This is a genomic window from Nocardioides caricicola (assembly GCF_039541135.1).
GTDB classification, from domain to species: domain Bacteria; phylum Actinomycetota; class Actinomycetes; order Propionibacteriales; family Nocardioidaceae; genus Nocardioides; species Nocardioides caricicola.
This window is the reverse complement of record NZ_BAABFQ010000003.1, coordinates 765041-791515: the sequence shown is the minus strand read 5'-3', so window position 1 is coordinate 791515 and position 26475 is coordinate 765041. Positions and strand designations below refer to the sequence as shown.

Annotated in this window: 25 protein-coding genes; 11 read left to right on the top strand and 14 right to left on the bottom strand. The window is 72.5% G+C overall.

Translation table 11 applies throughout. The features are described from left to right. The first annotated feature begins 44 nt into the window (after positions 1–44). Positions 45–1811: a proline--tRNA ligase gene (locus ABD875_RS05620; protein ID WP_345172065.1), complete on the top strand. Its 1767-nt coding sequence runs from the start codon at positions 45–47 to the stop codon at positions 1809–1811. Then, the gene (locus ABD875_RS05615; RefSeq protein ID WP_345172063.1) at positions 1804–2514 is read left to right on the top strand and encodes an HAD family hydrolase; all 711 of its coding nucleotides are present in this window, start codon (positions 1804–1806) and stop codon (positions 2512–2514) included. The genes ABD875_RS05620 and ABD875_RS05615 overlap by 8 nt, the downstream gene beginning before the upstream one ends. A 155-nt stretch (positions 2515–2669) precedes the next feature. Here the strand turns inward: ABD875_RS05615 and ABD875_RS05610 are convergent, their stop codons facing one another. Next, the gene (locus ABD875_RS05610; protein ID WP_345172061.1) at positions 2670–3101 is read right to left on the bottom strand and encodes a DUF4439 domain-containing protein; all 432 of its coding nucleotides are present in this window, start codon (positions 3099–3101) and stop codon (positions 2670–2672) included. Further along, positions 3098–3520, bottom strand: a complete 423-nt coding sequence (locus tag ABD875_RS05605; RefSeq protein WP_345172059.1) for a hypothetical protein — start codon at positions 3518–3520, stop codon at positions 3098–3100. Before ABD875_RS05605 ends, ABD875_RS05610 begins: the two co-directional genes overlap by 4 nt. A gap of 63 nt (positions 3521–3583) precedes the next feature. On the opposite strand from ABD875_RS05605, the gene rimP reads away from it, so the two are divergent. Next, on the top strand, positions 3584–4099 hold the full coding sequence (gene rimP, locus ABD875_RS05600) for a ribosome maturation factor RimP (RefSeq protein WP_345172057.1): 516 nt from the start codon (positions 3584–3586) through the stop codon (positions 4097–4099). Further along, positions 4099–5076, top strand: coding sequence for a transcription termination factor NusA (gene nusA / locus ABD875_RS05595; RefSeq protein WP_345172055.1), 978 nt, complete (start codon positions 4099–4101; stop codon positions 5074–5076). The genes rimP and nusA overlap by 1 nt, the downstream gene beginning before the upstream one ends. Positions 5077–5110: 34 nt before the next feature. Here nusA and ABD875_RS05590 read toward each other — a convergent pair whose 3' ends face one another. After that, complete coding sequence (locus ABD875_RS05590) at positions 5111–5851, bottom strand: glycoside hydrolase family 16 protein (protein WP_345172053.1); 741 nt, start codon at positions 5849–5851, stop codon at positions 5111–5113. A gap of 34 nt (positions 5852–5885) precedes the next feature. On the opposite strand from ABD875_RS05590, the gene ABD875_RS05585 reads away from it, so the two are divergent. The 6 genes from ABD875_RS05585 (at position 5886) to ABD875_RS05560 (ending at position 12459) form a co-directional block, all read left to right on the top strand. Further along, on the top strand, positions 5886–6227 hold the full coding sequence (locus ABD875_RS05585) for a YlxR family protein (protein ID WP_345172051.1): 342 nt from the start codon (positions 5886–5888) through the stop codon (positions 6225–6227). A 136-nt stretch (positions 6228–6363) separates the two neighbouring features. Then, positions 6364–9168 (top strand): translation initiation factor IF-2, encoded by a 2805-nt coding sequence (gene infB, locus ABD875_RS05580; RefSeq protein WP_345172049.1) that lies wholly within the window; start codon positions 6364–6366, stop codon positions 9166–9168. A gap of 72 nt (positions 9169–9240) precedes the next feature. Further along, positions 9241–9699, top strand: coding sequence for a 30S ribosome-binding factor RbfA (gene rbfA / locus ABD875_RS05575; RefSeq protein ID WP_345172047.1), 459 nt, complete (start codon positions 9241–9243; stop codon positions 9697–9699). Further along, positions 9696–10547, top strand: coding sequence for a tRNA pseudouridine(55) synthase TruB (gene truB / locus ABD875_RS05570; RefSeq protein WP_345172045.1), 852 nt, complete (start codon positions 9696–9698; stop codon positions 10545–10547). Before rbfA ends, truB begins: the two co-directional genes overlap by 4 nt. A 20-nt stretch (positions 10548–10567) precedes the next feature. Beyond that, on the top strand, positions 10568–11500 hold the full coding sequence (locus ABD875_RS05565) for a bifunctional riboflavin kinase/FAD synthetase (protein WP_345172043.1): 933 nt from the start codon (positions 10568–10570) through the stop codon (positions 11498–11500). Next, entirely contained in the window at positions 11497–12459 is a 963-nt protein-coding gene (locus tag ABD875_RS05560; protein ID WP_345172041.1) for a hypothetical protein, read from the top strand. The genes ABD875_RS05565 and ABD875_RS05560 overlap by 4 nt, the downstream gene beginning before the upstream one ends. Here the strand turns inward: ABD875_RS05560 and ABD875_RS05555 are convergent. Genes ABD875_RS05555 through ABD875_RS05540 form a run of 4 tightly spaced genes read right to left on the bottom strand, consistent with a single transcriptional unit; the run spans position 12456 to position 16564 of the window. After that, positions 12456–12713 (bottom strand): HPr family phosphocarrier protein, encoded by a 258-nt coding sequence (locus tag ABD875_RS05555; RefSeq protein WP_345172039.1) that lies wholly within the window; start codon positions 12711–12713, stop codon positions 12456–12458. The two genes, ABD875_RS05560 and ABD875_RS05555, sit on opposite strands and share 4 nt — an antisense overlap. Positions 12714–12727: 14 nt before the next feature. Then, positions 12728–14833 (bottom strand): PTS fructose transporter subunit IIABC, encoded by a 2106-nt coding sequence (locus ABD875_RS05550; RefSeq protein WP_345172037.1) that lies wholly within the window; start codon positions 14831–14833, stop codon positions 12728–12730. Between the two features lies 1 nt (position 14834). After that, on the bottom strand, positions 14835–15800 hold the full coding sequence (locus ABD875_RS05545) for a 1-phosphofructokinase family hexose kinase (RefSeq protein ID WP_345172035.1): 966 nt from the start codon (positions 15798–15800) through the stop codon (positions 14835–14837). Then, positions 15797–16564 (bottom strand): DeoR/GlpR family DNA-binding transcription regulator, encoded by a 768-nt coding sequence (locus ABD875_RS05540; protein WP_345172033.1) that lies wholly within the window; start codon positions 16562–16564, stop codon positions 15797–15799. The genes ABD875_RS05545 and ABD875_RS05540 overlap by 4 nt, the downstream gene beginning before the upstream one ends. Before the next feature lie 97 nt (positions 16565–16661). On the opposite strand from ABD875_RS05540, the gene ptsP reads away from it, so the two are divergent. After that, positions 16662–18341, top strand: coding sequence for a phosphoenolpyruvate--protein phosphotransferase (ptsP, locus tag ABD875_RS05535; RefSeq protein WP_345172031.1), 1680 nt, complete (start codon positions 16662–16664; stop codon positions 18339–18341). Here ptsP and ABD875_RS05530 read toward each other — a convergent pair. The 7 genes from ABD875_RS05530 to ABD875_RS05500 are packed head-to-tail and all read right to left on the bottom strand — an operon-like array spanning position 18338 to position 26472. Continuing rightward, positions 18338–18763, bottom strand: a complete 426-nt coding sequence (locus tag ABD875_RS05530) for a helix-turn-helix domain-containing protein (RefSeq protein ID WP_345172029.1) — start codon at positions 18761–18763, stop codon at positions 18338–18340. The two genes, ptsP and ABD875_RS05530, sit on opposite strands and share 4 nt — an antisense overlap. Continuing rightward, entirely contained in the window at positions 18760–20145 is a 1386-nt protein-coding gene (locus tag ABD875_RS05525) for a M20/M25/M40 family metallo-hydrolase (protein ID WP_345172027.1), read from the bottom strand. The genes ABD875_RS05530 and ABD875_RS05525 overlap by 4 nt, the downstream gene beginning before the upstream one ends. A gap of 14 nt (positions 20146–20159) precedes the next feature. Continuing rightward, positions 20160–21401 carry a hypothetical protein gene (locus tag ABD875_RS05520; RefSeq protein WP_345172025.1) on the bottom strand — a complete coding sequence of 414 codons (1242 nt, stop codon included), beginning with the start codon at positions 21399–21401 and terminating at the stop codon, positions 20160–20162. A gap of 1 nt (position 21402) precedes the next feature. Further along, on the bottom strand, positions 21403–23640 hold the full coding sequence (locus ABD875_RS05515; RefSeq protein ID WP_345172023.1) for a hypothetical protein: 2238 nt from the start codon (positions 23638–23640) through the stop codon (positions 21403–21405). Further along, the gene (locus tag ABD875_RS05510; protein ID WP_345172021.1) at positions 23637–24185 is read right to left on the bottom strand and encodes a hypothetical protein; all 549 of its coding nucleotides are present in this window, start codon (positions 24183–24185) and stop codon (positions 23637–23639) included. Before ABD875_RS05510 ends, ABD875_RS05515 begins: the two co-directional genes overlap by 4 nt. 3 nt (positions 24186–24188) lie before the next feature. Next, positions 24189–25544: a hypothetical protein gene (locus ABD875_RS05505; RefSeq protein WP_345172019.1), complete on the bottom strand. Its 1356-nt coding sequence runs from the start codon at positions 25542–25544 to the stop codon at positions 24189–24191. Further along, the gene (locus ABD875_RS05500; RefSeq protein WP_345172017.1) at positions 25528–26472 is read right to left on the bottom strand and encodes a hypothetical protein; all 945 of its coding nucleotides are present in this window, start codon (positions 26470–26472) and stop codon (positions 25528–25530) included. The genes ABD875_RS05505 and ABD875_RS05500 overlap by 17 nt, the downstream gene beginning before the upstream one ends. Positions 26473–26475: the final 3 nt, after the last annotated feature.

Genomic DNA, 26475 nt, shown 5'->3' with positions numbered 1-26475 from the left:
AACCCGGGCGAAGGTTGCAGTACTCAGCAAGTAGCCTTCTCCGCATGATCTTGCGGATGTCGAGCTTGTTCGTACGGACCCTGCGCGAGGACCCGGCGGACGCCGAGGTGCCGTCGCACCGGCTCCTCGTCCGCGCGGGCTACATCCGCCGCGCCGCGCCCGGCATCTACTCCTGGCTGCCGCTGGGGCTCAAGGTGCTCCGTCGGATCGAGAACATCATCCGCGAGGAGATGGACGGGATCGGCGCCCAGGAGCTCAGCTTCCCGGCGCTGCTGCCCCGCGAGCCCTACGAGGCGACGGGCCGGTGGACGGAGTACGGCGACAACATCTTCCGCCTCCAGGACCGCAGGGGCGGCGACTACCTGCTCGGCCCGACCCACGAGGAGATGTTCACCCTCGTCGTCAAGGACCTCTACAGCTCGTATAAGGACCTGCCGCTGTCGATCTACCAGATCCAGACGAAGTACCGCGACGAGGCACGTCCCCGGGCGGGTCTGCTGCGCGGGCGCGAGTTCGTCATGAAGGACAGCTACTCCTTCGACGTCGACGACGCCGGTCTCGAGGCGAGCTACCAGGCCCACCGCGACGCCTACATCCGGATCTTCGACCGGCTCGGCTTCGAGTACGTCATCGTCTCCGCGATGTCCGGCGCGATGGGGGGCTCGATGTCGGAGGAGTTCCTCGCCCGCGCCGACAACGGCGAGGACACCTACGTCCGGTGCTCGACCTGCGACTACGCCGCGAACGTCGAGGCCGTCCGGGTGCCCGCTCCCGCGCCGGTGGCGTACGACGACACGCCCGCCGCGCACGCGGAGCAGACGCCGGACACCCCGACGATCGAGACGCTCGTCGACCACCTCAACGAGAGGTTCGCGCGCGACGACCGGCCGTGGACGGCCGCGGACACGCTCAAGAACGTCATCGTCTTGCTGCACCACCCCGACGGCACCCGCGAACCGCTGGCGATCGGCGTCCCCGGCGATCGCGAGGTCGACCTCAAGCGCCTGGACGCGCAGGTCTACCCGGCCGAGATCGAGGCGTTCGACGACGCCGAGTTCAAGAAGCACCCGAGCCTCGCCAAGGGCTACATCGGCCCCGGCGTGCTGGGGGAGAAGAACGAGTCCGGCATCCGCTACCTCGTCGACCCGCGCGTTGCCCAGGGCACCCGGTGGGTCACCGGTGCGAACGTCTCCGGCAGCCACGTGCTCGACCTGGTGGCCGGCCGCGACTTCACGCCCGACGGCACCATCGAGGCGGCGGAGGTCCGCGAGGGTGACCCGTGCCCCAACGGCGACGGGACCCTGCACACCGCGCGCGGCATCGAGATGGGCCACATCTTCGCGCTCGGACGCAAGTTCGCCGACGCCCTGGACCTCAAGGTGCTCGACGAGAACGGCAAGCTCGTCACCGTCACCATGGGCTCCTACGGCATCGGCGCCTCCCGCGCCGTCGCCGCCATCGCGGAGAACACCCACGACGAGCTCGGCCTGGCGTGGCCGCGCGAGGTCGCGCCGGCCGACGTCCACCTCGTGGCCGCCGGCAAGGAGGAGTCGATCTTCGCCGCCGCCGAGCGGATCGCGCACGAGCTCGACAAGCAGGGCATCACGGTCCTGTACGACGACCGCACGGGCAAGATCAGCCCCGGAGTGAAGTTCAAGGACGCCGAGCTCATCGGCGTCCCGACGATCGTCGTGGTGGGCAAGGGCCTCGCCGAGGGGACCATCGAGGTCAAGGACCGCCGTACCGGCGAGCGCGAGCAGGTGCCCGCGGACCACCTCGTCGACCACGTCGTGCGGGTGGTCCGTGCCTGAGCGGAGCATCGACGCGGTCATCTTCGACTGGGGCGGCACCCTCACCGCCTGGCACGACATCGACTTCCACGCGGAGTCGCTCGCGCTCGCCCAGGCGGTGGTGAACGCCGACCACGACATCGAGGTCTCGCGGACCCTGCTGCACCAGGCCGGCGACACGATCTGGGGCCGCTCACGCGACCACCAGCAGAGCGCCACGGTCGCGGACCTGTTCACCGCCGCCGGGCTCGAGCACGACCCCGAGCTGCTGACGGCGTACTACGAGTTCTGGGAGCCGCACACGCTCACCGACCCCGACGTCGTGCCGCTGTTCGAGACGCTGCGCGCCGAGGGGATCAAGATCGGCGTGCTGTCGAACACGATCTGGCCGCGCGCGTGGCACGAGGGCTTCTTCCGCCGCGACGGGGTGGACCACCTCATCGACGGCGATGTCTACACGAGCGAGATCCCGTGGACGAAGCCGTCGCCGCTGGCCTTCCGGGCGGCCATGGACGCCGTCGGCGCCACCGACCCGGCGCGGTGCGTGTACGTCGGCGACCGGCTGTTCGACGACGTCTGGGGAGCGCAGAACGCCGGGATGCGGGCGATCCACATCCCGCTCAGCGCGATCCCGCCCCAGCAGCTGGGCCACACCGAGGGCGAACCGGACGCCGTGGCGCACCGGCTCGCGGACGTCGCGGACCTCGTTCACGCCTGGTTCTGAAACCTGTTTCACTGCACCTTTGTGCAATGCACAAAGGTGAGCACTCGATCTGCGCCGGAACCGCGCCGGTCTGTTGCATGCTTTTGCACGAGCGGCCTCCCCGCCAGTCCCCCCACATCCCGGCGGGGGCCGCTCCACTCGGCCTCTCGGAGGCCTCAGCGGTCCGTGTACTCGTCCAGCCCGGGGAACGTCTCGGGAGTTCCCCGGAAGGCGAGTTCACGGACCGCTGCGTCGTTCAGGGCACCGATGGCCAGCCGCCGCGGCGCGCCGGCCGTGCTCGCCACGAGGTAGGCGTACGTCGCGGCGCAGGACCGCTCGAGCTCCCGGGCCGCCCGCTCCACGTCGCGCGGCGACTCCAGCCGCGGCACCTCGTACGCCGGCGCAGCGGCCACGGGCTCGCCCTCGGCGTCGATGACCGCGGCGGTCAGCAGGTCACGGCGGGCGCGGTGCGCGGTGTAGGCCGCGCTCACCGCCTCGAACAGGGCCGGCGTCGCCGACGCGGACGTGCGGCCGCCCAGGGCGCCGTACACGTGGACGGCGGCGTGCTCACCGGCGAGCGCGGTCTGCAGGGCGTCGAGCTCGCTCATGCGAGCCTCTGGGCGACGGCGGCGCTCATCGAGGCGAGCAGCCGGGCCAGCGCCCCGCTCTCGGCCTCGAGGGACGCCTGCACCAGCTGCCGCTGCAGGCGCTGCTCGGCGCGGCGTACCGCCGCCTTCGACGCGCCGCCGGTGCCGGGCTCGGCCTCCGGGCCCTCCAGGGCCTCGATGTGCGCCCGGTGCAGCGCGGCCAGGTCCACGAACCCCGCGCCCAGCGCGAGCGTCTCCGCGCGCGCCAGGTCGGCGAGCACCGCGTCGACCAGCACGGTGTCCGGGTCGGACGTCGGCGTGGCCGGCGGGGCGCCTGCGGGGTCGGAGCTGTCGCCATCGTCACAGCCGGTCGCCACGATCGCCACGGCGCCGAGCGTGAGCGCCGTGCGACGGGCGAGGAGGTGGGGAGCGGCGGGCACGCGGTGACCCTATCCAGCCGCTATGGTGGTCGATCAACAACAGCACAAGGAGGTCGCGTACCCGTGACAAGTTCCAAGCAGGACGTCATCCGGGACCGGATCGAGACTGAGCTCGTCGACCCCCTGAGTGCCCTCGACCTCGACATCGAGGCCGTCGAGATCAGCCCCGCGGGCAACCGCCGGGTGCTGCGCATCGCCGTCGACAAGGACGGCGGCGTGACCCTGGACGACGTCGCGGAGGCGACGCGCACGATCGACACCGCGCTCGAGGCGTCCGACGTGATGGGCGAGCAGCCCTACACGCTCGAGGTCACCTCGCGCGGCGTGGACCGACCGCTGACCCTGCCGCGGCACTGGCGGCGCAACGCCAGCCGGCTGGTGAAGGTCACCCTCGCCGACGGCCAGGACGTCACCGGGCGGATCAAGGAGTCCGACGAGACGAGCGTGACGATCGAGGTCGACGGCACGCGGCGGGAGATCGCGTACGCCGAGGTGAAGAAGGCCCTCGTGCAGGTGGAGTTCAACCGCAAGGGCCAGGACGAGGCGGACGACGAGCTCGACGAGGCAGGGGAGGCCTGATGGACATCGACATGAGCATCCTGCGCATGCTCGAGCGGGAGAAGGAGATCTCGTTCGACGTGCTGGTGGAGGCGATCGAGCAGGCCCTGCTCACGGCGTACCACAAGACGCCCGGGGCCCAGGAGAAGGCCCGCGTCGAGCTGGACCGCAAGACCGGTCACGTCACCGTGCTCGCCACCGAGGTGGACGACGACGGCAACCCGGTCGGCGAGTACGAGGACACCCCCGAGGGCTTCGGCCGGATCGCCGCGACCACGGCGAAGCAGATCATGCTGCAGCGTCTGCGCGACGCCGAGGACGACATCCGGTTCGGTGAGTTCTCCGGCAAGGAGGGCGACATCATCTCGGGGATCATCCAGCAGGGTCGCAACCCCGACGACGTGCTCGTGGACCTCGGCAAGCTCGAGGCGCTGCTGCCGCCGGGCGAGCGGGTCCCCGGTGAGCGGTACGACCACGGCACGCGCATCAAGTGCCTGGTGGTCTCGGTGCGCAAGGGCATGCGCGGCCCGCAGGTCACGCTGTCGCGCTCGCACCCCAACCTCGTGAAGAAGCTGTTCGCGCTCGAGGTGCCCGAGATCGCCGACGGCACGGTCGAGATCGCCGCGCTGGCCCGCGAGGCCGGCCACCGCACCAAGATCGCGGTCCGCTCGACCGCGTCGGGGGTCAACGCCAAGGGCGCGTGCATCGGCCCGATGGGCTCGCGGGTGCGCAACGTGATGTCGGAGCTGCACGGCGAGAAGATCGACATCGTCGACTGGTCCGACGACCCGGCCGAGCTGGTGGCGCACGCGCTGTCGCCCGCGCGGGTCACGTCGGTCGAGGTGATCGACGCCGAGGCCCGCGCCGCGCGGGTGGTCGTCCCCGACTTCCAGCTGTCGCTGGCGATCGGCAAGGAGGGGCAGAACGCCCGCCTGGCCGCGCGCCTGACCGGCTGGCGGATCGACATCCGCAGCGACGAGGCGCCCGCCGACGAGTGATGCACCTCGTGGTGGCCGTACCTGCTCGGGTGGATCAATCCCTGACCCAGTCGACGACCAGCTCCGGCACCAGCTGGTCGTCGCTGCCGTCCGACCACTCCGGGAAGTCGAAGACCGCGATCATCACCTGCATCGGGTACGTCGGCGGCCGCGGACAACGCCGTACGACCTCGTCGTCGACGGTGAAGACCGCCTCGGCGGCGTCCCAGTCGACCGCGTAGGTGTGGAAGTCGGCGACGTCGATCGGCAGCCGGGGCGCGGCGAAGTCCTGGGTCAGCGCCGGGTCGCGGAACGCCTTGATACCGACCCCGACCGCGGTGGGGTCCTTGCCGAAGACCTCGACCACGCAGAGCTCGCCGCACTGCTCCTGGGCGGGGTCGTCCTCGAAGCCGCTGAGCCACATCGCGCCCATCGAGCGCGGCGACAGTGTCATCGCGCACCGGATCGCGACCCGCCCCGAGGCGGGGAGCCACCCCTCGAACCGCTGCTGCTCCTCCCGCACGACCAGCCCCTCGCGGTAGCGCTGCTGGCCGCGGGTGCTGCCGACCGGCCCGGACCACGACCCGGACTGGATGCCCGAGACCCGCAGTGGCGGGTCGTGGTCGCCCGCGCACCACAGTCCCTGGTCCACGGGAATGGTCAGCCGGAGCAGGGAGTTGTCCACGGTGTAGGTCGCCGCCGCGTCCGACGTCGAGCTCCAGACCGGCAGGTACGACGCCAGCCAGGTCGACCGATCGAGGTCGGGGCCGGAGAAGTCGTCCGAAAAGCCGGGCATCGTCCGACGGTAGCCCTGCCGGTTCGAAATCCCCGTGCCGATAGCGGTAGGCTCTACGACAGTGGCGCGTGAACACATCCCTTCTGCATGCCCGGACCCCGTTCGGACCTGCGTTGGATGCCGCACTCGTGCCGCGAAGAGCGAGTTGTTGCGGGTGACCGCCGGCTCGGACGCGCACGGCCAGCCGGCCGTCGTACCCGATCCGACAGCCACCGCACCCGGACGTGGAGCGCACCTGCACCCCACAGCCGAGTGCTACGAGCTCGCGGTACGCCGGAAGGCCTTCGGCCGCGCCCTACGGGTCGCGACCGGGCTCTCCAGCGCACCGGTGGGTGAGTACCTCGACTCCCGGCTCGACCAGCACCACCAACCATGACCGCCCGACAGAGACTGGAGCAGCAGCTCATGAGCACTCGATGAGTACTTCGCGATGAGCGTGCACACCCCACTAACGGTCTGAATCACCCCCCAGCCGAAGAACTGGACCCGGGTCTCAGGCCAGAAGGAGAAGCGTGGCTAAGACCCGAGTTCACGAACTCGCCAAGGAGTTCGGAGTCGAGAGCAAGTTCGTTCTCGAGAAGTTCAAGGAGATGGGGGAGTTCGTCAAGTCGGCGAGCTCCACTGTCGAGCTCCCCGCGGAGATGCGTTTCCGCAAGGAGTACGGCCCCCAGTTGAAGGCCGAGACGGCCGACAAGCCGGCCGAGAAGGCCGCCGAGAAGCCGGCTCCGGCCAAGAAGGCGCCCGCCAAGAAGGCCGCCGCCGCCCCGGCGGAGGAGGCCCCGGCCGCCGCCACCGAGGTCGAGGCCGCCCCGGCCCCGGCCAAGAAGGCTGCCCCCAAGCCCGGCCCGAAGGCCCCGGCCCCGGCCGCCGAGGAGCCCCCGGCTCCGCCGGCCGAGGAGGAGAAGGCCCAGCCCGAGGCTCCGGCCGCGGCTGCCCCGGCCACCCCGAAGGCGCCGACCCCGGCGCCCAAGCCGGTCGGCAAGCCCGGCGCCCCGCGCCCGGGCAACAACCCGTTCGCGTCCAGCCAGGGCATGGGCCGCAAGCCCGCAGCCCCGGAGCGCACCGACGCCGCCGCCCCTGCTGCCGGCGACAACCGCCCGCCGCGTCCCCCGGCCGCCCGTGAGGGCGGCGCGCCGGGTCGCCCGGGCATGCCGCGCCCGAACCCGGCCATGATGCCCAAGTCCCCGGCCGCCTTCGGCGGTGGCCCCGGTGGCCGTCCTGGCCCCGGTCGCCCGGGTGCTCCCGGTCGCGGTGCCCCGGGTCGTCCCGGCGCGCCCGGTCGTGGCGCTCCGGCCGGTGCCGGTGCCCCCGGTCGTCCCGGTGGCGGCGGCTTCGGCCCCAGCGGCGGTGGCCGTCCCGGCGGCGGTGGCCGTCCCGGTCAGCGCGGCCAGACCCAGGGTGCCTTCGGTCGCCCCGGCGGCCCGTCGCGCCGCGGTCGCAAGTCGAAGCGGGCGCGTCGCCAGGAGTTCGAGGCCATGGAGGCCCCGACGATCGGCGGCGTGCGCGTCCGCAAGGGCAACGGCGAGACCGTCCGCCTGCCGCGTGGCGCGTCCCTGACCGACTTCGCCGAGAAGATCAACGTCGACGCCGCCTCGCTGGTGCAGATGCTGTTCAGCCTCGGCGAGATGGTCACCGCGACCGAGTCGGTGAACGACGAGACGCTCGAGCTGCTCGGTGAGGAGCTCAACTACGTCGTGCAGGTCGTGTCCCCGGAGGACGAGGACCGCGAGCTGCTCGAGTCGTTCGACATCGAGTTCGGCGAGGGCGAGGGCGACGACGAGTACGCCGAGGCGCGCCCGCCGGTCGTCACCGTCATGGGTCACGTCGACCACGGAAAGACCAGGCTCCTCGACGCGCTGCGCAACGCCAACGTCGTCGCGGGCGAGGCCGGTGGCATCACCCAGCACATCGGTGCGTACCAGGTGCACACCGAGGTCGACGGCGAGGACCGCCGCATCACGTTCATCGACACCCCGGGTCACGAGGCGTTCACCGCCATGCGTGCGCGTGGTTCGCAGTCCTCGGACATCGCGGTCCTCGTGGTCGCGGCCGACGACGGCGTGATGCCGCAGACCGTCGAGGCGCTCAACCACGCCAAGGCGGCCGGCGTCCCGATCGTGGTCGCGGTCAACAAGATCGACAAGCCGGAGGCGGACCCGACCAAGGTCCGTGGCCAGCTCACCGAGTACGGCCTCGTGCCCGAGGAGTACGGCGGCGACGCGATGTTCGTCGACGTCTCGGCCAAGTCCGCGCTCAACCTCGACAAGCTGCTCGAGGCGATCGTGCTGACCGCCGACGCGTCGCTCGACCTGCGGGCGAACGCCGAGCGTGAGGCTCAGGGTCTGGTCATCGAGGCGCACCTCGACCGCGGTCGCGGTCCGGTCGCCACGATCCTCGTCCAGCGCGGCACGCTCAAGGTCGGCGACTCGATCGTCGCCGGACCGGCCCACGGCCGCGTCCGCGCGATGCTCGACGAGTTCGGCAACGAGCTGGAGGAGGCCGGTCCGTCGCGTCCGGCGATGGTGCTCGGTCTGTCCGCCGTCCCCGGCGCGGGCCAGAACTTCATCGTCGTCGACGACGACCGGATGGCTCGTCAGATCGCCGAGAAGCGCGAGGCGCGTGAGCGTGCGGCCATGCAGGCCAAGCGTCGCGTGCGCCGTACCCTCGAGGACTTCATGGCCTCCATGGAGAAGGGCGAGAGCCAGGAGCTCAACCTCATCCTCAAGGGCGACGTGTCCGGTTCGGTCGAGGCGCTCGAGGACGCGCTGGCCAAGATCGACGTCGGCGACGAGGTCGGCATCCGGGTCATCGACCGCGGTGTCGGCGCGATCACCGAGACCAACGTCGACCTGGCTGCTGCTTCCGACGCGATCATCATCGGCTTCAACGTCCGCCCGCAGGGCAAGGCGACGGAGCTGGCCGACCGCGAGGGCGTGGAGATCCGGTACTACACCGTCATCTACCAGGCCATCGAGGAGATCGAGGCCGCGCTCAAGGGCATGCTCAAGCCGGTGTACGAGGAGTCGACCCTGGGTCAGGCGGAGATCCGTGCGATCTTCCGCTCGTCCAAGATCGGCAACATCGCCGGCTGCATGGTCACCAGCGGCCTGATCCGCCGCAACGCCAAGGTCCGGGTGATCCGCGACGGCAGCGTCGTGGCCGACAACCTCGACCTCGCGTCGCTCAAGCGCGAGAAGGACGACGCGTCCGAGGTCCGCGAGGGCTTCGAGTGCGGTCTCGTCCTGCGCAACTTCCAGGACATCAAGGAAGGCGACATCATCGAGGCGTTCGAGATGCGCGAGATCGCGCGCAGCTGATCAACAGTTGACGTCGGCGCAGTCCTCTCGCAGGACTGCGCCGACGTTGCATTCAGGGAGTATGAAGGAACCATGAGCAGCCCACGGGTCCGCAAGATCGCGGACCGCATCCAGGTCATCGTCGCGGAGATGCTCGAGCGCCGGATCAAGGATCCGCGCCTCGGCTTCGTGACCGTCACCGACGTACGCCTCACCGGCGACTCGCAGCAGGCGACGGTCTTCTACACGGTCCTCGACGCCACCGGGGACGACGAGACCGCGCTGGCCAACACCGCCGCGGCGCTGGAGTCCGCCAAGGGCCTGATCCGCTCCGAGGTCGCCAAGCAGCTCGGCATGCGCACCGCGCCGTCGCTGACGTTCATCGCCGACGCGCTCCCGGAGAGCGCCCGGCACCTCGACGAGGTGCTGGCGCGCGCGAAGGCGCTCGACGAGGAGGTCGCGGCCCGACGCGTGGAGTCGTACGCCGGCGATGAGGACCCCTACAAGAAGCCCCGCGAGGTCGAGGACGACCTCGAGGACGAGGACGAGTGACCGACGGGCTCGTCGTCGTCGACAAGCCCGGAGGGATGACCTCGCACGACGTCGTGTCCCGGGTACGCCGGCTGGCCGGCACCCGCAAGGTCGGTCATGCCGGCACGCTGGACCCGATGGCGACCGGCGTGCTGGTGCTCGGCGTGAACCGCGCGACCCGCCTGCTCGGCCACCTGATGCTGACCGACAAGGGGTACGACGCGACCATCAAGCTCGGTGTGGCCACCACGACCGACGACGCCGAGGGCGAAGTCGTCGCGACCGCCTCGACCGAGGGGTTGGACGAGGCCACGATCCGGTCCGCGGCGGCGGAGTTCGTCGGCGACCTGATGCAGGTCCCGACCGCCGTGTCGGCGATCAAGGTCGACGGCAAGCGCGCCTACCAGCGGGTCCGCGACGGTGAGGAGGTCGAGCTCAAGGCCCGGCCGGTCACCGTCCACGAGCTGACCGTGACCGACGTGCGCGGGGACGAGCTGGACGTCTCGGTGCGCTGCACCAGCGGCACCTACATCCGCGCGATCGCGCGCGACCTGGGCGCCCGGCTCGGCGTGGGCGGCCACCTGACCGCGCTGCGGCGTACCGCCGTCGGCCCGTACGACCTGTCGGTCGCCCACACCCTGGAGGACCTGAGCGACGAGTTCAGGCTGCTCCCGATCGCCGACGCGGCGCGCGCGGCGTTCCCCGCGGTCGACCTGGACGACCGCCAGGCCGGTGACGTGCGGGTCGGACGCCCCCTCGACCTCGAGCTCTCGGCGCTCACCGGGGTGTTCGCTCCCGACGGCTCGTTCCTCGCCCTGTACGAACCGAAGGATGGACGGGCGCGCCCCGTGGCCGTGTTCACGGGGTGACCCCCGATAGTGTTCTCGCCGTGCGCATCTGGCGATCCCTCGACGAGGTCCCGGCCGACCTCGGCCCGACCGCCGTCGTCATCGGCAACTTCGACGGCGTGCACCTGGGCCACCGGCACGTCGTCGCCCGGGCGCGGGAGATCGCGGCGGAGCGCGGGCTGACCGTCGTGGCGGTCACGTTCGACCCGCACCCGATGGCGGTGCTGCGGCCCGAGCACGCCCCGACGACGCTCACCTCGCTCGAGGTCCGCGCCGAGCTCCTCGCGGACGCCGGCGCCGACGCCGTGCTCGCGGTGCCGTTCGACCGCGACGTCGCGGCGTGGACGCCCGAGCAGTTCGTCGAGCGGGTCCTCGTGCACGGGCTCACGGCGAGCGCCGTGGTCGTCGGTGCCAACTTCCGCTTCGGCAACCGCGCCGCCGGTGACGTCGCCACGCTGCGCGAGCTGGGGCAGCAGCACGGCTTCTCGGCCGAGGGCATCCCGCTCGACGGCGGCCCCCAGGTGTGGTCCTCGACGTACGTCCGGATGAGCCTGGCCGCCGGCGACGTCGCCGGCGCCGCGGAGGCGCTGGGCCGGCCGTACTCCGTGCGAGGCGTCGTCGTGAAGGGCGACCAGCGCGGCCGCGAGCTCGGCTTCCCGACCGCCAACGTCCCCACTGACGTGCTCACCGCCGCGCCGCCGGACGGCGTGTACGCCGGATGGCTGCGCCGCGTCGACACGAACGAGACGTTCCCGGCCGCGATCAGCGTCGGCACCAACCCGACGTTCGACGGCGACCGCTACCGCCGCGTGGAGAGCTACGTGCTCGACCGCACCGACCTCGAGCTGTACGGCGTCGAGGTGGAGGTCAGCTTCGTCGACCGGCTCCGCGGGATGGTGGCGTTCGAGTCGGTCGAGGCGCTCGTCGAGCAGATGAACGCCGACGTGGACCGCGCCCGCGAGCTCCTGACGTGACCCGCGAGGAGACCCTGGCGGCCACCGACGCGTGGTTCCTGGAGCACGGGCTCTCCTACTTCGTCCCGGAGAAGCGCGCCGACGTCCGCAACGCGCTGCGGCTGAGGCGGACCGTGCCGCTCGTGCTCGTGGTCGCGCTGGTCGCGGCCGGCGCCGGGGTCGGGATCGCGCTGCTGACCGACGAGTTCAGCGCTGCGCCGGCCCTGCTGGTCGCCATCGGGGCGCTGGCGGCGCTCTGGTACGCCCTGACCGCGCTGCACGCCCGCCAGATCGTCGGGTGGGCCCTGCACCGCACGCTCGGCAGCCTGCGCTTCCTGTTGCCGATGACCACGCGGGCGCTGCCGCTGCTGCTGCTCGCGATCACGTTCCTCTTCATCAACACCGAGATGTGGCAGGTCGGCGGCAACCTCACGATCGGCACCCTCTGGCTGGTGATCGTGCTCTTCGCGAGCCTGGCCGTCGGGTTCCTGCTGGTGCGCCTCCCGGAGGAGGTCGACCGCGCCGACGACGAGGTCGACGACGCGTTCCTGCTCCGCACCACCGCGGCGACGCCGCTGGCCGACGCCGCCCGCGAGCTCGTGGACGATCCCGACGCCGACCCGGCGGCGTACGCCGAGGTCACCGGCTACGAGCGGTGGAACCTGATCCTGGTGCTGGTGATCGTGCAGTTCGTCCAGGTGCTGCTGCTGGCGCTGATGGTGTTCGCGTTCCTGCTGCTGTTCGGCACGCTGATCATGAGCGAGACCGTGATGGAGGGCTGGCAGACACCGGACCCGTTCAACCCGTCGCGCGCGCTCGTGCAGGTCTCGGCGTTCCTCGCGTCGTTCTCGGGCCTCTACCTGACGGTCTCGACCGTGACCGACGAGGCCTACCGCGCCCAGTTCTTCGGCAGCGTCACCCGCGAGCTCGAGCGGGCCGTGGGCATGCGAGCGGTCTACCTGGCCTACCGGAACCGTTAGGCGTCGAGGTCCTTCTCGACCAGGGCGACGATCGCGTCGAGTGCGGCCTGGTCGTCGCTGCTGACCTCGACCTGGTCGCCGGGGCCGGCGCCGAGGGTCATGATCAGGAGTGAGGAGCTGGCGTCGACCGGCTCGTCGCCGGGGATGCCGATCAGCACCTCGACGTCGAGCTCCTCGACGGCCTCGGAGATGATCTGCGCGGGCCGGGCGTGCAGGCCGACGGAGGAGCCGACGGTGACGGTCTTGCTGGGCATGGAAATCTCCTAGGTCAGGTGGTGGCGAGCTCGCGGTCGTCCGCGGACTCGTGGGCCGGGCTTCGCCCGATGGACTTGAGCACGATCACGGCAACCGCCCCGACCACCGTGCCGGCGATCAGCGCGATGAAGTAGCCGAGGATGTTGTGCACGGCGAACAGCACGAAGATGCCGCCGTGCGGGGCCCGGACCGCGACGTCCATGGCCATGGACAGTCCGCCGGTGACCGCGCTGCCGAGCATGATCGCCGGGATCACGCGGAACGGGTCGGCCGCGGCGAACGGGATGGCGCCCTCGGTGATGAACGACAGCCCGAGCGCCCAGCCCGCCTTGCCGTTCTCGTCCTCGGCGGAGGTGAACAGCCGAGGACGGAGCACGGTGGCCAGCGCGAGCGCGATCGGCGGGACCATGCCCGCGAGCATGACGGCCGCCATGATCTTCAGCTCGGGGGAGTCGCTGGCCGCGCCGGCCGCGCCGACGCCTGCGGCGGCGAAGCTGTAGGCCACCTTGTTGAGCGGGCCGCCCATGTCGAAGGCCATCATCAGGCCCAAGATGACGCCGAGGATGATCGCCGAGCCGCCGCTGAGGCTGTTCAACCCTTCGGTGAGCTGCTCCATCAGCCAGGCGATCGGCTTGCCGAACACGATGATCATCAGCAGCCCGACGATGACCGAGGTGAAGAGCGGGATCACCATCACCGGCATCAGGCCGCGGGCCCAGGTCGGCACCTTCCAGCCGCCGATCCAGTGCGCGACGACGCCGGCGAGCACGCCACCGATGATCGCGCCGATGAACCCGGTCACGGGCATCGAGACCGCCGGGTCGGCGGACGTCTGGACGTTGAAGATGTTCCCCGCAAGGCCACCCATGACGAAGCCGGGGGCGATGCCCGGCCGGTCCGCGATCGCGTAGGCGATGTAGCCGGCCAGCGCCGGGATGAACAGCATGAACGCCGTCTTGCCGATGATGAAGAACAACGCGCCGATGTAGGCCGCGAGCCCGGAGCCGAACAGCGCGTGCTCGAGGCCGAGGGCCTCCGGGTCGGGAAGGTCGAAGATCGAGTTGTTGACGGCGATGTCGCCGTACGGGCCGACGATCTCGTAGCCGCCGAGCAGGAACGACAGGGCGATCAGCAGGCCGCCCGCGGCGACGAACGGGATCATGTACGACACCCCGGTCATCAGCACCCGGCGGGTGCGACCACCCCAGGACTCGCCCGCGCCGCCGGTGGCGGCCCCCGAGCCGTCACCGGCGCTGCCACCGCCGCTGCCGCCGGAACCCTCGACGCGCGGGGCGTTCGGGTCGTCGGCGTAGCGCAGCGCCTCGGCGATCATCTCGTCGGCCTGGTCGAAGGGGCGCTTCACTCCCGAGGACACCAGCGGCTTGCCGGCGAACCGGTGCCGGTCGCGGACCCCGACGTCGACCGCGAAGATCACGGCCTCCGCCGCGGCGATGGTGGCAGGGGCGAGCGGCTTGGCGCCCGCCGAGCCCTGGGTCTCGACGGCGAGGTCGACTCCAGCCCGCTCGGCCGCGGCCTCGAGGGCCTCGGCGGCCATGTAGGTGTGCGCGATGCCGGTCGGGCAGGCGGTGACCGCGACCAGGCTGCGGCGCTTCGCCGGCGCCGCGGCTGCCGGGGCGGACGCGGCTGGAGCGGGAGCGGCCGGGGGAGCGGTGCCGACCACGTCGCTGACCAGCTCGGCCACCTGCTCGGGGGTCTCGGCGTCGCGCAACGAGTCGGTGAACGCGGGCTTCACCAGTGCCCGCGCCAGCTTGGTGAGCAGCTGGAGGTGGGTGTTGCCGCCGCCGGCCGGGGCGCAGATCAGGAACACGAGGTCGGCCGGGCCGTCCTTGGCGCCGAAGTCGACCTTCGGCTCGAGCCGGGCGAACGCCAGCACCGGCTCGGTCACGCCCTCGGTGCGGCAGTGCGGGATCGCGATGCCGCCGGGCAGTCCCGTCGCCGACGTCGCCTCGCGGGCGAACGCGTCCTCGATGAGCTGGTCCACGTCCGCGGCGCGATCGGCGTCGCCGACGATCCGCGCGAGGGCACGGATCACCTCGTGCTTCTCGGAGCCGAGGTCGGCGTCGAGACGCACCAGTCCTGCGTTGATGAGATCGGTCATGTCACCCTCCCGGGGTGAGGTCGAGGGCGCGCACCGAGACCTGCTCGGGGTGCACCTGGCGGGGGTGGGGGATGGTCGTGCCGGGGAGGCCTGCGGCGGCGCTGCCGTAGGCGACTGCCAGAGCGAGTCGGTCGGCGGGTGCCTGCTGGCGCAGGTCCCCGAGGAGGTAGCCGAAGAGGCTGGAGTCACCGGCGCCGACGGTGCTGACCACGTCGACCGGCGGCGGGGTCGCGTGCCAGGCCCCGTCGGCGGTCACCAGGACGGCGCCGTGCGGGCCGAGCGTGGCGAGCACGGCCTCGACGCCGCGGTCCACCAGCGTGCGGGCGGCGCGCGCGGCGGCGGGCGGGTCGGCCTCGAGCGCGTCGCCGGCGGCGGGGGTGCCTGTCAGTGAGGCGAGCTCCGCGCCGTTCGGCTTCATCAGGTGTGGCGCTCCCAGGTCGAGGCCGTCGACCAGGGCGCGGAGCGGGGCGTCGCTGGTGTCGACCGCGATCCGGGCGGTCTGGCCTCGCAGCGCGGCCACCAGCTCGGCGTACCACTCGACGGGCGCACCCGGTGGCAGCGAGCCGGCCAGCACCACCCAGTCGGCGTCTTTGGCGCGGCGGCGCAACGAGTCGGTCAGCGCGGTGAGCACCTCGCGGTCGACCGTCGGGCCGGGGCTGTTGAGCTTGGTGGTGGTGCCGTCGGGCTCGCTGATCGTGAGGTTGACCCGCAGCGTGCCCGACGTCGGGACCGGTCGGCAGTCGATGCCGGCGCTCAGCAGCTCGTGCACGAACGGGTCGTCGGGGTCGGCCGGCAGGACGGCGATGGAGGGGATGCCCGCCGAGACCGACGCGCGGGAGATGTTCACGCCCTTGCCGCCGGCCTGCGAGGTCACCGACTCGACGCGGATCACGGCGCCCCGCTCGAGCCTCCCGCCGAGCGCGACGGTGCGGTCGTGGCTGGGGTTCGGGGTCAGCGTGAGGATCATGCGACCACGACCTGGACGCCGGCGCGCTCGAGGTCGCGCCGGTCGGCGGCGGCGATCCCGGCGTCGGTGACCACGACGTCGACCTCGGCGAGCTCGGCGAACCGGATCGGCGACTCGGTGCCGACCTTGCTGGAGTCGGCCAGGCAGACCACGCGGCGCGCGGCGGCGACCATGGCGCGCTTGGTCGAGGCCTCGTCACGGTCGGGCGTGGACAGCCCGTGCCCGACGCTGAGCCCGTTGGTGCCGACGAACGCGACGTCGGCACGGATCCGCTCGAGCGCGATCACGGTGTCGGCGCCGACCGCGGCCTGGGTGGTGGACCGGACCCGGCCGGGCAACAGGTGCAGGTCGACGTTCGGCCCCCCAGCGAGCCGCGCCGCGACCGGGACGGCGTGCGTGACGACGGTGAGCCGGAGGTCGCGGGGGAGCTGGCGGGCCAGCCGGCCGGTCGTCGAGCCGGCGTCGAGCAGCACGGTCCCGTCCGCGGGCGGAAGCAGGTCGAGCGCGGCTTCGGCGATCCGGTCTTTCGCGTCGGTGTTCGCCTGGTCGCGCTCGAGGAGCCCGGCCTCGATCGCCGCGAGCGCCGAGGCCGGCACCGCGCCACCGTGCACCCGGCGGACCAGTCCGATCCGCTCCACGGCGGAGAGGTCGCGGCGCACGGTCTCGGTGGTGACGTCGAACTGCGCCGCGATCTCGTTGACCGACACCCGGCCGCGCTCGATGACGAGCTGCGCGATCGCCTGCTGGCGCTCCTCGGCGTACATGCTGGTCGCGCTCCTCCGGGTCGGGTGAATCTGTGTATATGTTGTTTTACGCCCGAACGTGTTGACTGTCAACCCTGGGGCGGTGTTGACTGTGGTCATGGTCACCAGCTCAGAACCCGCTCTCCGGGGCACGCCCGTGGTTCCGGGCGTGGCCTTCGCTCCCGCGCTGGTCGTGCGGGCCGAGGTCTCGCCGGAGGCGATCGCACGCTTCGACGCTGCGGCCTACGCCGACGCGGACGCGGCGCTCGCGGCGTACGACGACGCCGCCCAGGCCGTGTCCGACGGGTTCGTACGCAAGGCCGCGGCCGCGTCCGGTGACGCCGCCAACGTGTTGACGGCGGGCGCCGGCCTGGCCCGTGACAAGGGCCTGCGGGGCGCGGTCCGCAAGCACCTGCGCGCGGGGGAGGACCTGCTGGCCGCGGTGCACGCGGGCGTCGAGCAGTTCGTCACCGTGTTCACCGGGATGGGCGGCCTGATGGCCGAGCGGGTGACGGACCTGCGCGACATCGAGCTGCGGATCGTCGCGCACCTGGTCGGCGAGCCGGAGCCCGGTGTCGGCGTCCCAGCCGCGCCGTGCGTCCTGGTCGCCGAGGACCTCGCTCCCGCGGACACCGCCGGCCTCGACCCGGCCCTGGTCGTCGCGCTGGTCACCGAGAGAGGTGGCCCGACCAGCCACACCGCGATCATCGCCCGGCAGCTCGCCATCCCGTGTGTCGTCGGTGTGGCGGGAGCGATGACGGTCGCCACCGGCACCGCGGTGCTCGTCGACGGCACCGCCGGCACCGTCGAGACCGCACCCGACGCGGAGGCCGCTCAGACGCGGGTCGTCGCGGACGTCGCCGCCCGCGCCGCGCTCGCGTCCTGGAGCGGGCCGGGGCGTACGGCGGACGGCGAGCCGGTGAAGATCCTCGCGAACGTCGCCGACGGCGAGTCCGCCCGGTCGGCCGCGAGCGCGCCCGTGCAGGGCGTCGGCCTGTTCCGCACCGAGCTGAGCTTCCTCAACCGCACGGACGAGCCGTCCGTCGAGGAGCAGGCCGACATCTACGCCGAGGTGCTGGAGGCGTTCGGCGACGACCGGTACGTCGTCGTACGCACCCTCGACGCCGGCTCGGACAAGCCGGTCGCCTACGCGACCCTCGAGGGCGAGGAGAACCCCGCCCTCGGCGTTCGCGGGCTGCGGCTGTCCTTCGAGAACCCGGGGCTCCTCGACCGCCAGCTCGACGCCATCCAGCGCGCGGCCGCGTCGACCGGCACCGAGGCCTGGGTGATGGCACCGATGGTGGCGACCGTCGCCGAGGCCGCGGAGTTCGCCGCCAAGGTGCGCGCCCGCGGGCTGAAGGCCGGCGTGATGGTCGAGGTGCCCAGCGCGGCACTGCTCGCGCACCGGATGCTCGAGGTCGTCGACTTCCTCTCGATCGGCACCAACGACCTGACCCAGTACACGATGGCGGCCGACCGGATGGCCACCGACCTCGCGCACCTCACCGACCCGTGGCAGCCCGCCGTGCTCCAGCTGATCGCGATCACTGCCGAGGCGGGACGCCGGGCCGGCAAGCCGGTCGGCGTCTGCGGCGAGGCCGCTGCGGACCCGCTGCTCGCGTGCGTGCTCGTCGGCATGGGGATCACGTCGTTGTCCATGGCCGCGGCCGCCGTCCGCCCGGTCGGCGCGCAGCTCGCTCGGGCGACCGTCGACGACTGCGAGGACGCCGCCGAGGCCGCGCTTGCCGCCGCCGACCCGCTGTCGGCGCGAGACGCGGTGCGGTCGGTCCTCGCCTAGTCCCGAAGGACCATGGGCGAGTAGTCATGGTCCGCGAGCAGACGCGCGACCATCTCGGCGCGGCTGGACACCGCGAGCTTGGCGAAGATCCGGCGCAGGTGCGTCGACACCGTCCACACGCTGATGTCGAGCGACGTCGCGATCGCCTGGTTGGTGCGCCCGTGCGCGACCATCAACGCGATCTGCCGCTCGCGCGGCGACAGGGTGACACGCGACGGCTCCTGGTGCACCAGCAGGCAGCGCACCTGTCCCACGGTCACGTCGAGCAGCACGCCCTCGCGCTCGTCGGTGTCGTACCGGCCGCCCTGGACTATCTCGCACACCTGCTGGAGCAGCGCGTCGAGACGTTCCGGCTCCGCGAGATGGCGACTGGCCTGGTCCCTGTGCTGGTCACTGGCCTGGTCACTGGAGTGCGTGATCATCTGGGCTCCCGAGCGTCCGGTGCCGGCGTCCTCGGCCCCATGCGAACGTCCGGCTTTGCGAACGTAGCACCGTCGGGCGGACACCTGCCGTGGTCCATCTGGGTGGTTCGGACGGCGGCCATCCGTTCCAGCAGGACGACGTGGGTGTCCACCTGGGCAGGCCACTCGCGCAGGTCGAGGTACTCGTCCGGCCCGTGCGCCCCGTCGTCCGCAGGCCCGAGCCCGAGCAGCACCGGCGCCGTGCCGTAGACGCGGCGCAGCACGTCGACCGCGCGGATGGAACCGCCCGACGCGGCGGTCGTCGTACGCCGCCCGTAGCCCGCGCGGCACGCCGCGTCGACGGCCGCGCGGGCCGCGGACGGCGGGTCGAGCAGCGACCCGCCGTCCCCGGTCCCGGTGCGCAGCGTGAGCCGCACCCCGGGCGGCAGCGCGCGTCGCAGCGTCCGCTCGAGCCGGGCCAGCACGGCGGCCGGCCGCGACCCCGGCGGCAGGCGTACGTCGACCGATGCTGCGGCGCGGGTCGGCACGGCGCCGGCCGCGGCCGCGGCGTGCACCCGGTTCACCGTCAGCGTGCCGCGGCGCGTGGCGCGCCCGGGCAGGTCGTCGGCGTGCACCGCCCGGCGGCCGGCGGCGGAGCGGATCGCGGCCGCCGTCGGGTGCGCCGGCCACGGGCTGGGTGGCCGGGGGAGCCGGTCGAGCTCGCGGGAGGCGCGGCCGAGCAGGTCGGCCAGGACCAGCGCCGGGTCGACCACCGCCCCGCCGAGCCGGCCCGCGTGGACCGGCTGCCCGCCGACGTCGACCACCAGGCGCACCGGCACGGCGCCGCGCTGGCTCAGCGTCACCGTCGGCCGCCGGGGACCCGCCGCTCGGGTGTCGACCACGACCACGCCCGCGACCGGCTCACGCAGGCCGGACAGCGCCGCGCCGAGGCCGGGGCTGCCGACCTCCTCGGCGCCGTCCACGATCGTGACGACGTCCCCGGGCGGGCCGCCGTACCGCGACCACGCGCGCAGCGCCACCAGGTGCGCCATCAGCTGGCCCTTGTCGTCACTGGCACCGCGGGCCTGCAGCCGGTGCCCGAGCCGCACCGGGCGGAAGGGCTGCGTCGTCCAGCCCGGACCGGGCGGCTTCACGTCGAGGTGGCCGTAGACGACGCACGTGGCGCCGCCCCGGCCACGGGTCCGCGCGACGACGACCGGCCCGGGCAGCCGGCGTACCTGCGACCCACATCGGCGCAGGTACGCCGTCACCCAGTCGGCGGCGCGGCCGACCTCGCGGGTGCGGCTCACGGACGGGATCCGCAGCCACGCCTCGAGGTCGTCCAGCGCGGCCGGGGCGGCCCGCGCAGCAGCACGTCGGGCCTCCCCGAGCCGGGCGTCCATCACGCGGAGCCCGGCTACCGACGACTCGGGCGCACGCCACCACGGCTGCCGCGGTAGGTGCCGCGACCGCTACGTCGCGGGTACACCGGCGGCGCCGCACGGCGCGGCTGCACGAGCGGCGGCACCGTGAGCGGGCTGCGGTGGGCGACCGGGGCCGCGACCCCGGACTGGCCGAGCTGCTCCCAGGGGAGCACCCGGTCGGTGCCGGTGCGCCGGGCCAGGCTCATGGCCTGGGCCGACGTCAGCCACTCCTCGGCGGGTTCGGCGATGTCCATCAGCAGCGTCTCGAACTCGCCGCGCCCGGTCTCCAGGATGTGCGGACCGGCGAGCCAGCGCAGCACCTCCCGGCCGGTGACGGCCATCCGCTGCCGCGGCGAGCTCTGGAGCCGCTCGTCGAAGTACCGGATCAGGACCTCGTCCACGACGTCCCACGCGTTGTCGGCGCCGAACAGGTCCTTGACGTCCTCCGAGCCGAGGATGCGGAAGCACTCCTCGAGCACCTGCATGACCTCGACGCGCAGCACGTTCAGGTGACCGAACGACGTGAACTTGAGGTTGTTGCGCAGGTCGAGCCCGGAGCGCCGGACCACCGCGATCGAGCCGAAGCTCGGGTCGAGCGCGCGCTCGCGGATCACGTCCGAGATGCGCTTGTCGCGCCAGAACAGCGTGACCTGGTTGACGAAGTGCCCGAACAGCAGGTGGAAGTCGGTGTTCGGGCGGCTCTGCGCGGACCCGAGGCCCTTGCCGTAGCCGAGCACCCGCCGGTAGGCGTCCCACCGGTCCTTGCGCGTGTAGCGCAGCACGTCGCGCCGGTCGAACTGGTAGAGCCGGTAGGCGCCCGGCCCGCTCGACAGCCGGACCGCGCCGGACTCGAACAGCTCCTTGAGCTTCTGCACGACCTTGAACACGCCGATCGCCTCGTGCTGGTACAGGTAGTACAGGTCGCCGACGGCGACGATGCGCTCGGAGTTGACGTTGTCGTCGTACGGCGTGACGCCCTGCGAGGTCAGCGTCTCGCCGAAGTGCTGGGCCGCCTCGGGGCCGAGGCCGACCAGCGACGCGAGGCCGAGGTCCGGCGGCCTGCCGGCGGCCTCGTCGGCGCGCACGGCGGCGGCGACGAGGTCGTCGATCTGGCCGTTGAGCTCCTCGGCGAGGGCCGGGTTCGACACCAGGCTCCCCGAGAGCCGGTCGGCGACCTGCTCGCGCAGCGCGTGGATCCGGTCGATCCGCTCCTGGTATTCCTTCTCGGTCAGCATCTCAGTGCTCCTCACCCGTGGTCCGGCCGTTCATGGCGGCGACCTTCGACTGGCGACGTTCGACGTACCGCTTGACGCCGTCGGTCTTCTGCAGCGCCTCGCGAAGCGCCTCCACCTGCTTCTCGGCCACGGCCAGCTCGGCCTCGGTCTGCGCGAGCTTGTCGTTGCAGTCGGTCAGCTCGCCGTCGACGTCGCGCATCTGCCGTCGGAGCCGTCTGATCTCGGACGCGATCTTGTCGCGCTGGTCCTTGCGGACGCCCGCGGCGTTCCGCTTGCCGTCCTGGGCCTCGATCTGCGCGGCCAGCACGCCGCGTCGGCCCTCGGCCCGCGCGACCGCGTCGCGGTGCAGCCGAGCGTTCTCGAGCAGGGCGTCGTACCTCGCCTGGGCGAACACGGACTGGCCGTGCAGCGCGGCGCCGAGGCTCGCCATCCCCTCGGCGGCGGCCTGGACCTCGTCGGGGTCGTCGTCGAGATCGAAGTCGAGGCTGCGGGCGCTGAGTGGGAAGCCGTCGCCGTCGATCGTGTCGTCGTCGAAGCGCGGCCGGGTGTGCAGCCGGTAGTCGGCGACCTTCCAGTCCGGGTCATCGTCGTCGGGGTCCGGGACGTGCCGGCCCTTGCCGACGTCACGCGGCCGGTCGGCCCGCGTGAGCCGTGGCCACGTCGTCGGCCACGGCGCGTGCACGACGGCACCGGTCTCCAGGTCGAGGATCGCGATCGGCACGTCGGCGGCGGGCAGCAGCACCCCGGCCCGGTCGAACTCGACGCCGGCCTCGCCGAGGACGCGTTGCACGGGCGCGATGCGGAACAGCGCGGAGACGCTCTCGCCGTCCGAGGTCGCGGACAGGTCCATCGGCAGGACCAGGTCGTCGAGCGTGAGCTGCTCGGCCGTGCAGCGACCTTCGCCCTTGGCGCGGACCTCCTCCTTCACGAACGCCGGGATGTACGACGGCCGCATGTTCAGGCCGCGGAACTCGACGTTCGCCGCGCGCGACTGCCTGCCGTCGTCGACGCGACCGGTGACCTCCGAGACGGTGACGTCGATGACGACGACCCCGGCCCAGCGCCCGATCCGCTGCGCGGTCCGGGCCAGGTCCATCAGCAGCCGGCACAGGCTGGACACGGCGATCTGCACGCGCGCGGAGTACATGCCGGCCGGCCACTGCTGGCAGCAGCCGACGGGGAGGTACTGGATCGGCACCCGTCCGGCCCGCGGCTCGCGCGGGATGATCGGGTCGGCCAGGAACCGCTTGAACGTCTGCGCCAGCGCGAGCACGGTCGGCGTCAGGGCCGACACGATGCCGTCGCGCCCGGCGTCCTGCGCCAGCCGGCGGCCCTCGTCGGACAGGAAGGCGCGCAGCCAGGAGATCAGCCCGTCGAGCGTGAGGTTCGACCGGTCGTGCAGCCGGATGGTCTGCCGCTCCGACTGGGGGATCAGCACGGAGTCCAAGATGTTCTCGAGCTCCTCGGTCTGGTCGGCCGCCGCCTCCATCAGCCGCGAGAGCAGGATCAGCTCGGTGCCGAGGAAGCCGGCGCCGTCGCCGCCGCCGAAGTGCAGGGACTGGGAGTCCCACGCCTCCTTGAGGTCGCGGACCATGTCGACCAGCGTCCAGAACGCCGTCCGCAGTCCCTCCTCCTCGATCGTGTTGACGTTGTCGTCGATCAGGCCGAACCGGTCGCGCAGGGCGCCGAGCTGGCCGCCGATCGTGTCGGGGGACTGTCCGTGGTCGCCGCCGGTCAGGCCGGTGAAGTAGGCGTCCACCATCCCGACCCGCGGTCCGCCGGCGGCGCCGATCTCGTCGACCAGGCTCTGCACGGCGTTGCGGACGATGGTGCGGTAGGCGTCCATGTCCTCGTCGTCGCCGTCGTTGCGCAGCGCGGTGAGGCCGTCGAGGATCCGGAGGATCTCGGTGCGGGACACCATCGCGCGCCGGTACAGCGAGGCCTGGCCGCCGGTGACGGCGCCGAGGTCGGCCTGGATCGCGTAGCCGCGGGGCACGAACTGCGACTCGACGTGGCCCTCGACCCAGGTGAGCCGGAACGCCGCGGTGAGCGCGTCGGTGAACGCCTTGGCGTCCTCCTCGCGGCTGCGCACGCCGAGGACGTCGCGGATCGCCGCGCGGACCGTGGGGCCCAGGTCGTGCGTGGCGCCGGCCGTGGAGCCGGCCGACGTGCCCACCAGCGCCGGGAAGGCCTGGTCGACGTCGACGACGGGGATGTGGCCGCATGACTGTGAGCTCATGTGCTCCTCCTGGTGTTCTCTGCTGCCGGTACGCCGGCGTCGGTGGTCGGGGACGGGTCGGGGACGGGGACCGGTGGCGGGTGCGCCAGCCAGAGCGAGACCAGCTCGGCGAGCTCGACCCAGACGGCGCGGGCGGCGGTCGTGGCGTCGAGCAGGGGCTGCTCGCACCGGTGCTGGGACTGCTCGATGCTCACCTGCCACGACCGCCAGTCCTGGCCACCGCGGCGGGCGGCCTGGCGCATGGCCGAGGTGGCGTCGTACGAGCGGAGGTCGCGCCAGTAGAGCAGCGCGGCCGCGGCGATCGCCTCGTCCACGAGCCCCATCCGGTCGGCGAGCCGCTTCGGGCCGTCGATGCGGGAGAGCTCGTGGTGGGCGATCACGACCGAGCTCTGGAGCTCGGAGACCTGCTCGGCGAAGTGGTCGACCGCGGCGGTCTCGCTGCCGTCCGGCCGGTCCTCGTGGGCGATCATCACCAGCTCGGTGACCGCCTCGGACAGCCGGCTGGTCGAGGCCCGCAGGTCCTGGAGCGCGTGCGCGATGGTCATCGGTCAGCCCTCCGAGAGCGCGGCGTAGAAGTTGCGCATCGCGGTCTCGGGCGTCGCCAGGCCGCGGTCCACCGCGACCCGGACGGCGCCGATGAGGAACCGCTCGGGCACGACACCGGGATCGATGCCCTTGGCGAGCCGGCCGGCGGCCTCGTCGATCATCGCCTGCTGCTGCGGCGCGAACGTGATGACCTCACGCACGGACTTGTTGCCGAGCGAGGGGAACTTGGTCCAGCACATCGCGTCCACCACGATCGCGGCCGCCTCCTTGCGGCTGGCCAGCACCGCCCGCGGGATCGTCGTACCGGCCGTCGTCGGGTAGAGCCGCGTCCAGATCCGCTCGTACTGCGTGGCGGTCTCGTCGAAGCCCATCCGGCGCAGCAGGTGCGTGGAGATGAACGTGCGCAGGTACGGCGTGGGGTGCACGCCGTGCGGCGAGAACGCCAGCGCCTGCTCGGGGGTCCGGCCGATCACGTCCATCAACGACGCGACGAACGCCTCGCCGCCGAGCATGCACCCGACCAGGTCCGCGAAGATCTCCCGGTTCCACCGGGCGTAGGTGCGCGCGACCCCGGCCGACATCCCGGCGGCACGCAGCCGGCGGTAGACGACGCGCGGGATCTCGTTCTCGAGCCCGAGCTCGTTCTGCAGGTTGTGGCAGACCTCGTGCAGGATCGCGCCCATCGTCCAGGGGTTCACCATCCGGTGGTACGGCAGCTGCACGAGCGGGAACGGGTTGAGCTGCCGCCCGAGCTTGCGCAGCGGGATGTTGCGCCGGTACGTCGCGGGGGAGAAGCCGGTGCGCATGTAGGCGAACGGGGCCGGGCTCGGGATCGACCGGGCCTGGCCGAGGTGCATGTAGATGTGCTGGTAGCAGTCCAGCGCGATCCGGTCGCACGCGTAGAGCCACGGCCCGAACGAGCCCTGCCGCTGGCCGAACAGCTCGTAGTAGAAGTCCCACACCCGCTCGGTCGCGCGGACCCAGTCGTGGGCCTTGCTCTTGAGCCGGAGCAGCTCGGCGAGGTCGGAGGCGCCCGGGTTGCGGGCGGCCTGGCGACCGGCGCGCTCGACGTCGGACACCGCGCGCTCCAGCGGCCGGCGCAACCGGCCGAGCAGCTCGTTGACGGCCTGCACGTGACCCTCGGACGGCCGGGCGATCGACGTGCCGAACTCGTTGCGGCGGAAGTCCCGCAGCGCCTCGAAGTGCCGGCGGACGTTGACGCCCTGCCCGGTCGAGAACGACACCAGCGGGGTGTGTCGTGCCACCACCGCGGCGCGTCCGGGTGCGGAGTCGGCCCTCCGCACCCGGGCGACGGGCACGGGCTGACGCGGGCCGACCCGCTCAGCGACGGCGGACACGGCGGTTCACCCGCCGGTTCACCGGACGACGCATCGGGGCGCGGACGCCCGGACGGCGTACGCCGCGACCGTGGATGCGGACCGGGCGCTGGCGGCGTGCCCACTGGGCGCGGCGCCGGTAGCGACGGTCGAACGTGTTGACCGCGCGGATCGCGCGCCGGCGACGCCGCGGACCGAGGACCCGGCCGGTCATCGTGCCGAGCGTGCGGACCACCGTGGTCGCGTCGATCTCCTTGCCGTTCGCGGCCTGGTCGGCGAGGCTCTGGGCGGTCCGCTGGAGCACGACCGGGAGGCCGCGCACGAGCCTGCGGGTCTGCGGGTTGCGGCGCAGCTGCCGGGCGATCCGGCTCGCGCCCTTGACCAGGGTCGGCGCGTTCTTCGCGATCAGCTTCGCGGCGCGGGGGATGAGCTTCGACGCCAGCGGCACCAGGGCCCCGACGAACGCCTCGGCCTCCGCCTCGCTCTGCGCGCGCTCGGCGCGGACCGCGAGGTTGGCCATCGACTCGGCGTCGCGGTAGATGCGGCGTACCGGGTTCACGAAGCCCTCGGCCTCCTCCTCGGCCTCCTCCTCGAACTCGTCCTCGAGCTCGAACTCGGACTCCATCTCGGCCTCGGCCTCCGCCTCGAACTCGAACTCGTACTCGCCCTCCTCCTCGAGCTCGTACTCGCCCTCGTACTCGCCCTCGCCGAGCAGCGAGCCGGCGATCTTGGCCAGCCCCCCGAAGAAGGCCTCCTCCTCGTACTCGTCCTCGAACTCGGCTTCGTACTCGTCCTCGTACTCGCCTTCGCCGAGGAGGGAGCCGGCGATCTTGGCCAGGCCGCCGAGGAACGCCTCGTCCTCGAACTCGCCCTCGAGCTCGTACTCGTCCTCGAACTCGTCCTCGTACTCGCCCTGGATCGCGGGATAGCGGTGGTTCAACGTGGTCATGTC